Here is a 13455-nt window from a genome sequence, read left to right on the forward strand (position 1 = left end):
CATTTTTCCAGTTTCTATTTTGCAAATTCGTTATTTTTTGTTATTCTATTGATGGTTGTGTATGCGCTTTCTTTTTAGGTGGATACACAAAAATGAACGGAGTGCAGAAAGGAATGGTGTTCAAAGTGGGGAACAATTTATCGACAAGAAAAGGAGAAAACAGAGAAACAATTGTCAGTTGGCTGGGTCTTTCGTTATTGGTTGGCTTGGCGTTTATCTTATTTAGTCTGTTTCATCAACCAATGATCAGCCAAGCCAATGAGCCGACCCAAGAGAAACATTTTATGGTTTATTATCGGGCTTGGCGTGACAAAACGATGCAAGGAGTTAATACAACATTGCCAGATGAAAATTGGCTAACGATGCACGATATTCCTTATGGTATTGACATTGTGAATGTCTTTAGTTATGTGCCAAAAGGACAAGAAGCACTTGCACAGCCATTTTATGATACGTTAAAAAATGAGTATGCGCCAGCACTGCATGCACGAGGTGTTCGTTTAGTTCGTGGGATTGATTACAGCGAGCTATTAAAAGTTCCTTATGCAGGAACAACGCCTACAGAAGCAGAATTTGATGCTTATGCGAAAGAGTTGTTAACCAAATTTGTCGATGATTTAGGAATTGATGGGTTAGATATTGACATGGAAACTCGTCCAAGTGAAAAAGATATTGTTCTATCTAATGGTGTCATTCGTGCATTATCAAAATACATTGGACCGAAGTCGGGAACGGATCGTCCATTTTTGTATGATACCAATGCAGAATATTTACCACCTTTACAAGATGTCAGTGACTGTTTCGATTTTCTCGCGTATCAACAATATGGCAGCGATGACCAACGCACGCAACGAGCATTAAATAATTTAAGTCCGGTTCTCAATGGGGAACGATTTGTTCCAGGATTAACTTTCCCAGAAGAGCAAGATCGCAACCGCTGGTATGACACAAAAGAGCCGTATATGGAAAGTAACATGTATAAAGTAGCTCGTTATTCTTATGAAAATAATTTAGGGGGCATGTTCCTCTATGCCTTAGATCGCGATGGTCGCACCTATAATGAAGACGATTTAAATCAGATAAAACCTTCTAATTTACTTTGGACAAAAACGGCCATTGCAGAGAGTAAAGGCGTTTCTCTTGCAGAGATGAAAGCGGCTGCGCAACACTATTTAAAACGAATTAGCTACGCCAACACAGACCTTGAAGCACAAAATAAAGCCGCAGAAGCAGTGACACAAGCAACGACGCTTTATGATGTGAATAAAGCTATTTTAGGTGGCGATTATGGCCAAGGGCTTTCAAATACCTATGATGCTGAATTAGAAAACGGCCTGTTAGCCATTGACTTAACCACTTTATATCGTGCGTTGGATCAAGCAGTTGCAGCCATTGAAAAGGCAGAAAGCTATACACCAGAAACGATTCAAGCACTACAAACAACAAAAGAGACAGTCGCAACAGAACTTGCGGGAAAAACGTATACAGCCGCGCAAGTGACTACTTGGCAAACGGAGGTCCAAACAGCTTTGGATAATTTAAAAGAGAAACAAACACAACCTTTAAAAAGTGTCTTTTCCATTGATGCGGGAAGAAAATATTTTTCCGTGGAGCAACTGGAAGAATTAGTGGCCAAAGCCAGTCAAAATGGGTACACAGATGTCCAATTAATTTTAGGAAATGATGGCTTACGGTTTATCTTGGATGATATGTCGGTCAATGTGAATGGTAAAAAATACAACCACAACCGGGTTTCAAAAGCAATCCAACGAGGCAACAACGCGTATTACAATGATCCTAATGGCAACGCGTTAACACAAAAAGAAATGGATCGGTTGTTGGCTTTTGCGAAAGCGCGCAACATCAACATCATTCCCGTGATTAACAGTCCAGGACATATGGATGCCTTGTTAGTGGCCATGGAAAAACTAGCGATTAAAAATCCCGCTTTTGATGGCTCAAAACGAACAGTAGATTTAGGGAACCAAAAGGCAGTGAATTTCACAAAGGCGATTATCAGTAAGTACGTGGCTTATTTTTCCGCGCATAGTGAAATTTTCAATTTTGGCGGCGATGAGTATGCAAATGATGTCGATACAGGCGGTTGGGCGAAACTGCAATCTTCTGGGCGCTACAAAGATTTTGTCGCTTATGCGAATGATTTAGCTAAAATAATTAAAGATGCGGGCATGCAGTCAATGAGCTTCAATGATGGCATTTATTACAACAGCGACGATTCTTTCGGTACATTTGACCCAGAGATTATTATTTCTTATTGGACAGCCGGTTGGAGCGGATATGACGTAGCCAAACCTGAGTACTTTGTTCAAAAAGGACACAAAATTTTTAATACCAATGATGCGTGGTATTGGGTAGCTGGCAATGTTGATTCTGGCATTTATCAATATGATGATGCTTTAGCAAATATGTCGAAAAAAGCATTTACAGATGTGCCAGCAGGTAGCCCAAATCTTCCAATTATTGGAAGTATTCAATGTGTTTGGTATGATGACCCTCGTCGTGACTATGATTTTGAACGAATTTATACGCTAATGGATACGTTCTCGGAAAATTATCGTGAGTATATGGTGGTTAAATAAAACTAGTTAAAGCTAACGAGTTATCTATAAAGACTGATCCTGGGACAAAAATCACTTTGGATTTTTGTCCCAGGATCAAAACCTGATAAACGGCGGGAACAGAACCAACTCCTTCGGAAATAAGCCGAAATTCTCCAAAAATTAAAGAGCAATTTTCGGAAATTTCTTCTTATTTCTCGGAGCTAAACGGTTCTTTCCCGACCTCAGCCTTCTTTAACGGAAGAAGATTTGTTTGAGGGCCAACAATCAATTTAGGAATGCCTTATTGAAATGTTCCTGTTCTTATTGTAGACTGAAAGAAGTGGTGGTGGAAAGCTATCACCATTAATAGAAAAGCAGGAAAATAAAAAGGAGCTTGTTGGAAGTTTAATGCTTAAAAATGTAAGCGGAATCATTTTTGTTGGAATGCTAAAAAAGGGAGTAGAGTTATGAGTAATGAAAATATCGTCTTAGCAAGAAATACAGAGCGTGCACCAAAGCATCCTCTCGCAGCCCAAACAGTCGCATTTTCCCACTATAATCATTTGTCAGCACAGTTACCTATTGAGCCAACCTCTGGACAATTGGTAGAAGGTGGCATTCGGTCCCAAGCGACACAATGCTTGAAAAATATCCAAGCGGTTGTTGAAAGTATCAACCATGTGATGAGTGACATTGTCAGAATGACCATTTTTGTCAAAGATATGCGGGATGCTGCCGCAGTTGAGGAGGTCTATGTGGCCTTTTTTACCCATTATTATCCAGCTAAAACAGTGGTCGCCGTCACAGATTTGCCGTTAGGCGCTTCTGTTCAAATGGAGGCACTTGTTTCAAATGGGGAAGGAACTATCCCTAATGCACCTCAAGCTGGGGATTTAATTAAATTAACAAATCAGACTGTTCAGGCACCAATTGATGCTCTAGCCAGTCAAACGGTCGCGTTTTCTCACTATAACAATCTGTCTGCACAATTGCCTATAGATCCTCAAACGGGCAGAGTTGTGGCTGGCTGTGTTAAAACGCAAACAAAACAATGTTTGAAAAACATAAAAGCCATTTTAACCAGTATTGATGTGCCTTTTGATGATATTGTGAAGGTCAATATTTATTTAAAAGATTTATCTAAGCTAGAAGCTGTCAATCAAGTATATGCCGCTTTTTTCCCAGATTCAGGAATTGCGCGTACGGTCAATTACATGCCAGCACGAACAGTGATTGCTGTTGCTGATTTACCAATGGGGGCGGCGGTGCAAGTAGAAGCGGTGGTTTCTCATGGAGATGGTACGCCACCACAAGCGATTGAAGATCGACATGGATTAATTATTGAAGCAAATAATACAGATCACGCACCGAAGTGTCCATTTTCGACACAAACTGTTGCTTTTTCTCATTACAACCATCTATCAGCTCAGCTACCATTGGACCCTAAAACAAATGCGTTAGTCGCTGGCGGAATCAAGGAACAAACGACGCAATGTTTAGAAAACATCAAAGCGATTATTGAAAGTGTGGATCACAGCTTAGCTGATCTGGTGAAAGTGAATATTTTTGTGAAAGAGATTGAAGAGCTGGCGGTAGTAGATGACGTCTACCAAACGTACTTCCCTGAAGGCACGCCTGCCAGAAGAGTGATTGGTGTGACGGATTTACCAAAAGGTGCCCAGATTCAAATCGAAGCGATTGCTGGGAACGCAGAAGGTACGCCGCCAATTGGCTAAACAGTAAAATAAACAAACGTCAGCTGGCTTCTGAAGCCAGCTGACGTTTTTAGTATTTAGATAAATCAGTAAAGTAAGCTAGTTGCCATTTTTGTGTTTTTTTGGCGGTTTGATTAAGGTTTTGGCACCAAGAAGGATAAAAACGGGCCGCCATTTTGCCTTTTTGTTGATTCGTTTTGAGAATTTTTTGTTGGATTAAACATTCTTTCGGCAGAAGAAAGAGACCTTGCTTTTCTTGATCAGCAATGACAATTGCTAACATTTCAGGGGCTTCCGTTGCATCAAAGGCTTCGTTCTGATTTTGTTGATTTTTTTCCCAGAAGGCTGCAAAATAGCCTTCTTTTTTCGGCGTTTTTTTGGCTAAACGACTGCGGATAAGTTGTTGCGATTCATTAACTTGACATAAAAAGCCTTCATATTCGGCATTTTGTTTTTCTTCGGAAAGCAGGGTGATCGCGCCCACTGCTTTTTCAAGTATTGGCAATGAATTCATAGGGAATGTCCTTTCTTTTCGTTTAATGTCGGTAAGAGTTCTTGGATAATGGTTAATCCTTTCGCCAATACCTCAAGCTGATTGGAGGCCAAGGAAATTCGTAAAAAAGCATCTGGCTGATTTTGCACAGTAAAGCGGCTCGAGTGAAAAAGACGTACCCCATTTTGGAGAAATTCTTGTTCAATTTGCGGCGCCGTTTTTTCGGTAGAAAGGGGAATAGTTCGGTAGTACGGCAAAGGATTGCTAGGTCTAGCTAACCCAAAAATGGTATCAAATAAGTCATTGGCTTGTTTTGTTAAAGCCAATTTTTCTATCACTAATTCTTCTGCAACTGGTGAGCGTAAGACTTGGGTGACAATTTCAGCATCAAAGCCAGAAGTTTTAACGTTAATGTTAAAAATCGCACGCTCTATTTCTTGGCGAAGAAGCGGAGGGAAAACAAGGTACGCAATGCGTAAGCCTGTGCAGACAAACTTTGTCATCCCCGCTAAGTAAATCGTTTGTTGAGGTAAGAGTTCTTGAAACGTTGGTAAAACTGCTTGCTGTGCATACGTTGTTAAAAAAGAATGAATGTCATCTTCAATTACCCATAAGTGTTCTTGCTGAATGATTTCAGCTAAAGTCATTCGGCGGGCGCTAGACATTTGGAAACCAATCGGGTTATTACATGCAGGCATTAAGAAAATACCGTGTATTTTTTTCTTTTTGCATTCTTGCAGTAAATGCTCTGGGTCCATCCCCTCGGAATCATAGCCAATCGGGACGATTTCTAAATGATAAAGCTGGGCGAGTTCAATAAAATTTGAATACGTGTATCGATCTACGGCAATCCGCTGACCTGGAGAAAAAGCGGCGGCTAACGTCACGGCCAGCCCATTCTGGACACCAGATACAATGGCAACTTCTTCGGCATTGGTCCGAACGCCTTGTGTCTGAAGCCATTCGGCAGCGGTTGCTCGTTGAAAGTGCGTACCTAAAGGATCGCGATAATTTAGCAAACTGTTAAGGGCCGCATTTTTACTAACGGATTCAATAAAAGGTAAAATCCGCTGATTACACATATCAAAGGAACTAACCAGCCCTAAATCAATTAGATGGTCCGCTACTTGGTTGGTAGAGATTGTAATTGAGTGAAACGCGTTGGGAGAAACGAAAGTGCCGCTACCGATGTTGGTATAAAGTAAGCCTTTTTCCATAGCGTGTTTATAGGCTTGACCAATCGTCGTGAAATTCAGATCCAAGTAATCAGCTAATTCTCTTTGCGAAGGCAATTTCACATTTTTTTGAAGTGCACCAGATAAGATATCCGCTTCTAATTGTTGAACCAATGATTGGTAATAAGGTCTTGTTAAACGTTCTTTAACAGGGCGCCATGACAACGCATAGTTCTCATAGGAATTAATCGGCATGAGGGGAACTTCCTTTCTATAAAATTGTATTCCATACAATTATAACATTGAGTGTATTGTTTGTCTGGTTTATGATAGCGCAAAGGGAGGAATTCAGATGGACATTATTTCTTATGAGAGGGTTATTCAACAATTGTCGTTTTCCGAAGCAATTCAAGTGATGAAACGTTGCTTTGCAGAGTTGCAAAAAGGAAAAATTTCGCAAAGTGAGCGCCATGTAGAGGTTTTACCAGATGGGGAAAATCAGAATCTTTTTGCATTAATGCCTGCTTACTTAGGAAAAAATCGCTTTTTTGGGGCAAAAATCATTACAGCTTTTCCAGAAAATCCACAAAAAAATTTGGCCTCGCATCTTGGTCAAATTTTATTGTTTGATAGTTCTACTGGAAGACCAGTCGCGATGATGGACGCCAATGCGATTACGTGGCTTCGCACGGCAGCTGTTTCTGCTTTGGCAACCGATTATTTAGCAGCTCCAAAGGCAAAAAGTATCGCTTTGATTGGTGCAGGTCAACAAGCTTCATCTCATCTCGCAGCGCTACAAAGCGTTCGGGCGATTGAAAAGGTTTTTATATATGACCGCACAGCAGAACGTGCACGAAAATTAATCGCTAAGCAACAGCACAATTACCCCGAATGTACCTTTATTGGTTGTTCTTCTGTCCAAGAAGCCGTCCAGGAAGCGGAAATTATCTGTACACTAACTTCCAGTCAGGACGCATTTTTAGAAGAAAAAGACGTTTTGCCGAATGCCCATATCAATGCAATTGGTACATTCACGCCGACTTCCAGAGAATTAACAAGCGACCTTGTTAAAAACAGTCAAGTGTTTGTAGATGAGTATGCGGCTGCATTAAAAGAAAGCGGGGATCTTTTAATTCCGATTTCAGAAGGTGCCTTTTCAGCTGAAAAAATTGTAGGTTCTCTCGGCGAATTAGTGACTGGCAAAGTTAAACTAAAGGCGGAGCAGAAAGGCCGCACGATTTTTGATGCGGTTGGCTTGGCAGTTGAGGATTTGTGTTGCGCGGAATACATTTATCAAAAAATACAAGGAGAGAAATAAAATGAGTTATCCCTATTATATTGTCGATGCTTTTGCGGAGGAAGTTTTTAAAGGCAATCCCGCCGCTGTTTATGTTTTGGAAAAATGGTTGCCAGAAGCGGTGATGCAAAACATTGCGATTGAAAATAATTTGTCAGAGACTGCTTTTACAGTCAAAGAGGGACAAAGTTACGCCCTGCGCTGGTTTACGCCGGAACGAGAAATCGATCTCTGCGGGCATGCTACATTAGCGACGGCTTTTGTGTTATTTAACTATTATTCCGTTGCGGAAGAAACGCTTCATTTTACTAGTCAAAGTGGACCGCTCGCAGTGACCAAAAAAGAGGAATACTATTATCTAGATTTTCCTTATATCCTACCGGAAAGGATTCCAATTTTGCCAGAGTATGAAGCCGCTTTAGGCACGAAAATTTATGAAGCTTATTTGGGTCGCGATTTATTTTTTGTCTTAAAAGACGAAGAGACAGTGGCAAAAATCACACCAGATTTTTCTGCATTAAAAGCATTGGATTTAGGAGTAGGAGTCATTGTAACGGCACCAGGAGACTCGGTGGATTTTGTTTCACGGACTTTTTTCCCGAAACTAAGAATTAACGAAGATCCAGTTTGTGGTTCTGCGCACGCCAATTTAATTCCTTATTGGGGAAAACGGCTCAATCAAACGACCCTTTCCGCCTATCAAGTGTCCCCAAGAGGCGGCTTTTTAACTTGTGAAGTGAAAGAAAATCGAGTCATTATTGGTGGTACTGCTAAACTATTTGCAAAAGGGGAAGCGTACTTGCCTGTATAAAAGTACACCGACCGCTAGCAATTCATCGTTAGCGGTCGGTGTACTTTTTAAATAGAATAGTTGCGAGAAACAAAGGGGACTTCTTCACCATTTTCGAGCTGATTTAGATACAAAGCTAACATGAAAAAGTAACCTGAGAGTAAGTTGACTACATCATACAGCTGCGGATCAATTTTTTTACCACCATAGTCCATGCGATAAAGTAAACGAACAATATCTTTGGCTTTGGCTCTTAAAATGTGTGCATAAGAGGAACAGATTGTGCCCATCGGTAAAACAAAAGGACGATTTTCTTCGTATGTCAGTTCATTCATAGCATTGACACGTTCCAAAAGCCAGGCTATTTCTTCCTCTGTGACTGTTAATTTTGTTCGGGTCGTTGGATTGACATGGTAGATTAACTCGCAAATTTTGGCTAGTTCTTCTGTTAGTGCAGGCTGTTCAGGGACGTCTAATTGTTGCACATATCCTCGTAGAAGACCTGTCATCGAGGCCAATTCATCAGTCATTAATTCAAAATCACATCGTAAATCTTCTGGTTTAGAAGATAGATACGGGTACGCTTCATACGGACTGCGGTACATTTTTTCCATTCAATTTCCCTACTTTCTAAAAATAAAAAGCGCTCAAAAAGAATGCACGAAAGCCAATCTTTTTGAGCGCCGTTGCTCGACTGTTCACAGTACACCATTGTACTTGCTAAGGTAATCATAGCCAAGAGTGAAGGGAGAGTCAAGGGGGAATCAAGGTTGGAGAAAGAAAATGAAGCTAAGAATTACCAGAAGTAAACCAATCAATAAACTGACAAGACCAGAAAGTTGACCTAATCGTTGTTGGGTAGAAGAAGGCTGGTCGGTAACAGTGAGCAAACTTGAGAAAAAGTTCATTTTTTTCACGAGTATTAAATACGCAACAATAAGCAAAAGAATACCCGAAAAAAGGTACGAAAGGGGCTCAGAAATAAATTTTTGGGCACGAAGTAAAAAAATTCCTATGAAGAGGACAACAAAACCATACTTAAGAAAAGTTGCTTTTGACATGTTGAAATCGCTTCCTTTTAATTGATGAATTTTATTAATAGCCACTATTCTTATGATTAAATTATAGGACTTTGAGGGCGGTGGAGCAAAGGAAAAATGGAGAATGGTGGGAGGAAAGTGTGACCAATAAAAAATAAACCCGCTAGAAAACCTATTTTATAGGTTTTCTAGCGGGTTGATTGTTATTCCCACTCCACAGTTGCAGGTGGTTTTGAAGTAATATCGTACACGATACGGTTTACATGTGCAACTTCGTTCACGATGCGCACAGAGATTTTTTGTAAAACATCCCAAGGGATACGGGCAAAGTCAGCGGTCATGCCGTCGATAGAAGTCACAGCACGGATACCGACTGTGTAATCGTAGGTACGGCCATCGCCCATAACGCCTACTGAGCGGATGCCAGGTAAGACAGTAAAGTACTGCCAAATGTCACGATCCAAGCCAGCTGCTGCGATTTCTTCACGTAGGATAGCATCTGAATCACGAACGATTTGTAATTTATCTTCTGTAATTTCACCAAGCACACGAATACCTAATCCTGGTCCTGGGAATGGTTGGCGCCAAACGATTGCATCAGGCATGCCAAGTTCAGTTCCTAAGGCACGAACTTCGTCTTTGAATAATGTATTTAAAGGTTCAATTAATTCAAATTGCATGTCTTCAGGAAGACCACCAACGTTGTGATGTGATTTAATTGTTTGCGCAGTTTCTGTACCAGATTCGATGACGTCTGTGTAAAGAGTTCCTTGTGCTAGGAATGAAACGCCTTCTTCCCCAGCAAGTTTAGTTGCTTCGTCATCAAAAACATACACAAATTCGTTACCGATGATTTTACGTTTTTGTTCAGGGTCAGAAACGCCTGCTAATTTACTTAAGAAGCGTTCTTTCGCATCTACTTTAATAATGTTTAAGCCAAATTTACCGCCTAAACTTTCCATTACTTGCTCTGCTTCACCTTTACGTAATAATCCATGGTCAACGAAGATACAAGTTAATTGGTCGCCAATGGCTTTTTGTAAAAGCACGCCGACAACACTTGAGTCAACGCCACCTGATAAACCAAGTAAGACTTTTTTATCGCCTACTTGTTCACGGATTTTAGCGACTTCCATATCGATGAAGTTTTCCATGCTCCAGTCACCAGTACAGCCACACACATCAAAAGCAAAGTGACGTAATAAGTCGTTACCATATTCTGAATGACGAACTTCTGGGTGAAATTGTACGCCGTAGAATTTGCGGTTGGCATCTTCGATAGAAGCGATTGGACAGTCGTTGCTTGTCCCAACTTTTTCGAATCCAGGAGCGATTTCTGTTACTAAATCACCGTGGCTCATCCAAACGGTTTGTTTCGCAGGTGTTCCTTGGAATAATGTCGCATCACCAAGGATTTCTAATTCTGCTTTTCCGTATTCACGGTTTGCGGCAGGTTCTACTTTTCCGCCTAAGTTATGAGTCATTAATTGCATACCGTAGCAGATGCCAAGAATGGGAATTCCTAACTCATAAATTTCTGGATCAATGCTAAAAGCATCTTTGTCATACACGCTGTTTGGTCCACCTGAGAAGATGATTCCTTTAGGCGCGATTTTGCGAATTTCTTCTGCCGTAGTTCGGTGGCTTAATAACTCAGAGAATACGCCAAATTCACGAATACGACGAGTAATCAATTGGTTAAACTGACTACCAAAGTCTAAAACAATAATTTTTTCGACAGATGTCAAATCGGCAACGTTAGTCACGTCTATTACCCCTTATCCATTTAAATTTATCTAAAGAAAAGGCGGTTAAAAAGTGGTCAGCACCAAGAATTAAGAAAGGATTTTCAAAAATTGTTTTACGATTTTTAGAAAATTTTGGCTTAATTCCGCAGGGGCTACTTTTAAACAGCCGAGAATCAGGCGGTTAAAAAGTGGTTCACTTTTGTTCCGTACTCTTCTTTGTCTAGCTATACTTATTAAAACATTTTACTCCTTGAAAGTCATGCATTCTGCTGAAAATTTTCAAGGATATTTCTACAAAAGATACAGGATATTTCTTAGCTCGTCAACCCTTAATATTTACGTAGATAGATTTGGTCAATCAAATGATTTTCCGTTTTATGCAAAATAATGTCCGCACGTCCGCGCGTTGGCAAGATATATTCCTCCAAGTTCGGTAAGTTCACGGTTTTCCAAACATTCCGTGCCATGGCGAAAGCATCTTCTCGTTTGCCAATTGCATATTGGTAATAATAATTATTAGGATCTAAGAAAGCCGTATCTAATAAGGCCCCAAAACGTTCTAAGTACCATTTTTCAATTAAGGCTGGATCGGCATCCACAAAAATAGAAAAATCAAAAAAATCACTCACATAAATTTGTTGATTGGCGGGTAACTGTAAGGTGTTAATGCCTTCAACAATCAAAATATCTGGTTGTTGAATCAACTCATATTCGCCTTCGATAACATCGTAGACACTGTGAGAATAGACGGGTGCTTTAATTTCGTCTTTGCCGCTTTTGACTTCGTTTAAGAAATTAATTAGCTTCTCCATGTCATAACTTTCAGGAAACCCTTTTCGGTCCATAATTCCTTGTTCTTCTAACACTTTATTGGGATACAAAAATCCATCCGTTGTAATGAGTTGAACGTTTCTTCGTTTAAACGTTCGGGCCAGAATTCTTTGCAAAAGACGAGCGGTGGTGCTTTTGCCAACGGCGACACTGCCGGCAATTCCAATGATGAATGGTGGTACAGAGACATATTCATGTAGGAATAATCCTTTGCTAAGTGTTAGCGATTCAAATTCTTTCATGTACAAATGAATAAGATGCGTTAAGGGTACATAAATTTCTTGTACATCTTTTAGTGAAATTTGGTCGTTCACACTTTTAATGTTATCCAATTCTGCTTCGGTTAACGGTGCTTTGCCGTCATGATAAAACCCATGCCATTCTTCTCTGGAAATTGGGTAGTAATTCATTTTATCGTCCATTGTTCCTCCACCAAACCCTGTTCAATCTTTGTACATTTTACCATAATTTCACAAGGGAAACACAGGATTTTACAAAAGAATTCCCTTCTTCGCCAATTTATGATGAAAATGGTATCATGAAAAGAGAAAACTGTTAGAAAAGAGGGGAAAAGCCATGAGAAAAATTGTATTATTTGGTGATAGCATTACTGCTGGTTATTTAGACGAAGCCGTCTCACCTGTTCTTGTTGACTTAGTGAAACGGGATATTGCTGCGATGGGTCTAGAAGAAGTGGCTGTCATTAATGCTGGAATGCCTGGCGATACAACAGAGGATGGTTTAAAACGATTAAATAAAGAAGTGCTAATTGAGAAACCTGATGAGGTGGTGATTTTCTTTGGCGCCAATGATGCGTCACTGGATCGAAATATAACAGTAGCCACGTTTAGAGAAAACCTTGAAACAATGATTCACGAAATTGGTTCAGAAAAGGTGATTTTAATTACGCCACCATATGCGGATAGTGGCAGACGTCCAGAACGTCCACAGACGCGTATCAAGGAATTGGTCAAGGTTGCACAAGAAGTCGGAGCGGCACATAACTTGCCAGTTATTGATTTGTATAAAGCGATGACTGTTTATCCTGGAACGGATGAATTTTTACAAGCGGATGGTTTGCATTTTTCACAAGTGGGCTATGAATTATTAGGTGCCTTGATTGTTCGAGAAATAAAAGGTAGACTAAAACCAAAACAAGCATAGATAGGAAGAACAAAATGGCGAATCATTATTATACAGAAAATCCAGAATTAGCACATGATTTAGAAAGCTGGTCTTTTCCATTACGTGGTCGGACCTTTCAGTTTACGACCGATAGCGGGGTCTTCTCAAGAGGAACAGTGGATTATGGTTCTCGTGTGTTGATTGATGCCTTTGAATGGGAAAATTTACCAGCAGGCCGTTTGTTAGATGTTGGTTGTGGCTATGGACCAATTGGGTTGTCCTTAGCAGCGGCGACTGGTCGACTGGTGGAAATGGTGGATGTCAACCAACGGGCAGTTGGGCTAGCTCAAATGAACGCCCAACGCAACCAAATTACTACTGTGGATATCCATTCTTCCAATGTGTATGAAACCTTAAACGAAACGACCTACGCGGCGATTGTTAGCAATCCGCCCATTCGTGCAGGCAAAAAAGTTGTCCATGGCATTTTAACAGGGGCTTTTCCGTTGTTGAAAGTTGGTGGCACACTAACGGTAGTTATTCAAAAGAAACAAGGTGCACCTAGTGCAGAAAAGAAAATGGCTGAAGTATTTGGCAATGTTGAAATTGTGACAAAAGACAAAGGCTATTATATTTTACGAAGTGTTAAAGAAGCAGAGTAAAAAAGAACCTCCACTTTA

The 13455-nt window shown here is 40.4% G+C and carries 12 protein-coding genes; 6 read left to right on the plus strand and 6 right to left on the minus strand.

Annotated elements, in window-relative coordinates:
• Positions 1-92 precede the first annotated feature (92 nt).
• Both IGK82_RS00500 and IGK82_RS00505 read left to right on the plus strand, forming a co-directional pair.
• Positions 93-2600, plus strand: coding sequence for an EndoS/ChiA family endoglycosidase (locus tag IGK82_RS00500; RefSeq protein ID WP_025194144.1), 2508 nt, complete (start codon positions 93-95; stop codon positions 2598-2600).
• Between the two features lie 428 nt (positions 2601-3028).
• On the plus strand, positions 3029-4297 hold the full coding sequence (locus tag IGK82_RS00505; protein WP_016622154.1) for a RidA family protein: 1269 nt from the start codon (positions 3029-3031) through the stop codon (positions 4295-4297).
• Positions 4298-4346: 49 nt separating this feature from the next.
• Here the strand turns inward: IGK82_RS00505 and IGK82_RS00510 are convergent, their stop codons facing one another.
• The gene (locus IGK82_RS00510; protein WP_002356140.1) at positions 4347-4790 is read right to left on the minus strand and encodes a MepB family protein; all 444 of its coding nucleotides are present in this window, start codon (positions 4788-4790) and stop codon (positions 4347-4349) included.
• On the minus strand, positions 4787-6199 hold the full coding sequence (locus IGK82_RS00515) for a PLP-dependent aminotransferase family protein (RefSeq protein WP_002373794.1): 1413 nt from the start codon (positions 6197-6199) through the stop codon (positions 4787-4789). Before IGK82_RS00515 ends, IGK82_RS00510 begins: the two co-directional genes overlap by 4 nt.
• Before the next feature lie 97 nt (positions 6200-6296).
• Here IGK82_RS00515 and IGK82_RS00520 point away from each other — a divergent pair, with 97 nt between their 5' ends.
• Together IGK82_RS00520 and IGK82_RS00525 are read left to right on the plus strand one after the other, a co-directional pair.
• Positions 6297-7262 (plus strand): ornithine cyclodeaminase family protein, encoded by a 966-nt coding sequence (locus IGK82_RS00520; RefSeq protein WP_002363484.1) that lies wholly within the window; start codon positions 6297-6299, stop codon positions 7260-7262.
• A 1-nt stretch (position 7263) separates the two neighbouring features.
• Positions 7264-8052: a PhzF family phenazine biosynthesis protein gene (locus IGK82_RS00525; protein WP_002410409.1), complete on the plus strand. Its 789-nt coding sequence runs from the start codon at positions 7264-7266 to the stop codon at positions 8050-8052.
• 47 nt (positions 8053-8099) lie between these two features.
• Here the strand turns inward: IGK82_RS00525 and IGK82_RS00530 are convergent, their stop codons facing one another.
• The 4 genes from IGK82_RS00530 to coaA all read right to left on the minus strand — a co-directional run bounded on the left by IGK82_RS00530 (position 8100) and on the right by coaA (position 12072).
• On the minus strand, positions 8100-8645 hold the full coding sequence (locus tag IGK82_RS00530) for an ATP:cob(I)alamin adenosyltransferase (protein WP_002385445.1): 546 nt from the start codon (positions 8643-8645) through the stop codon (positions 8100-8102).
• Positions 8646-8795: 150 nt separating this feature from the next.
• Positions 8796-9137: a hypothetical protein gene (locus IGK82_RS00535; RefSeq protein WP_016622153.1), complete on the minus strand. Its 342-nt coding sequence runs from the start codon at positions 9135-9137 to the stop codon at positions 8796-8798.
• A gap of 137 nt (positions 9138-9274) precedes the next feature.
• Entirely contained in the window at positions 9275-10837 is a 1563-nt protein-coding gene (gene guaA, locus IGK82_RS00540) for a glutamine-hydrolyzing GMP synthase (protein WP_002356158.1), read from the minus strand.
• Positions 10838-11148: 311 nt separating this feature from the next.
• On the minus strand, positions 11149-12072 hold the full coding sequence (gene coaA / locus IGK82_RS00545) for a type I pantothenate kinase (protein ID WP_002356160.1): 924 nt from the start codon (positions 12070-12072) through the stop codon (positions 11149-11151).
• 154 nt (positions 12073-12226) lie between these two features.
• On the opposite strand from coaA, the gene IGK82_RS00550 reads away from it, so the two are divergent.
• Both IGK82_RS00550 and IGK82_RS00555 read left to right on the plus strand, forming a co-directional pair.
• The gene (locus IGK82_RS00550) at positions 12227-12814 is read left to right on the plus strand and encodes an SGNH/GDSL hydrolase family protein (protein ID WP_002356161.1); all 588 of its coding nucleotides are present in this window, start codon (positions 12227-12229) and stop codon (positions 12812-12814) included.
• A gap of 14 nt (positions 12815-12828) precedes the next feature.
• Positions 12829-13437 carry a class I SAM-dependent methyltransferase gene (locus IGK82_RS00555; RefSeq protein ID WP_002356162.1) on the plus strand — a complete coding sequence of 203 codons (609 nt, stop codon included), beginning with the start codon at positions 12829-12831 and terminating at the stop codon, positions 13435-13437.
• Positions 13438-13455: the final 18 nt, after the last annotated feature.

It is taken from the genome of Enterococcus sp. AZ197 (assembly GCF_050556405.1).
Taxonomy (GTDB): Bacteria; Bacillota; Bacilli; order Lactobacillales; family Enterococcaceae; genus Enterococcus; species Enterococcus faecalis.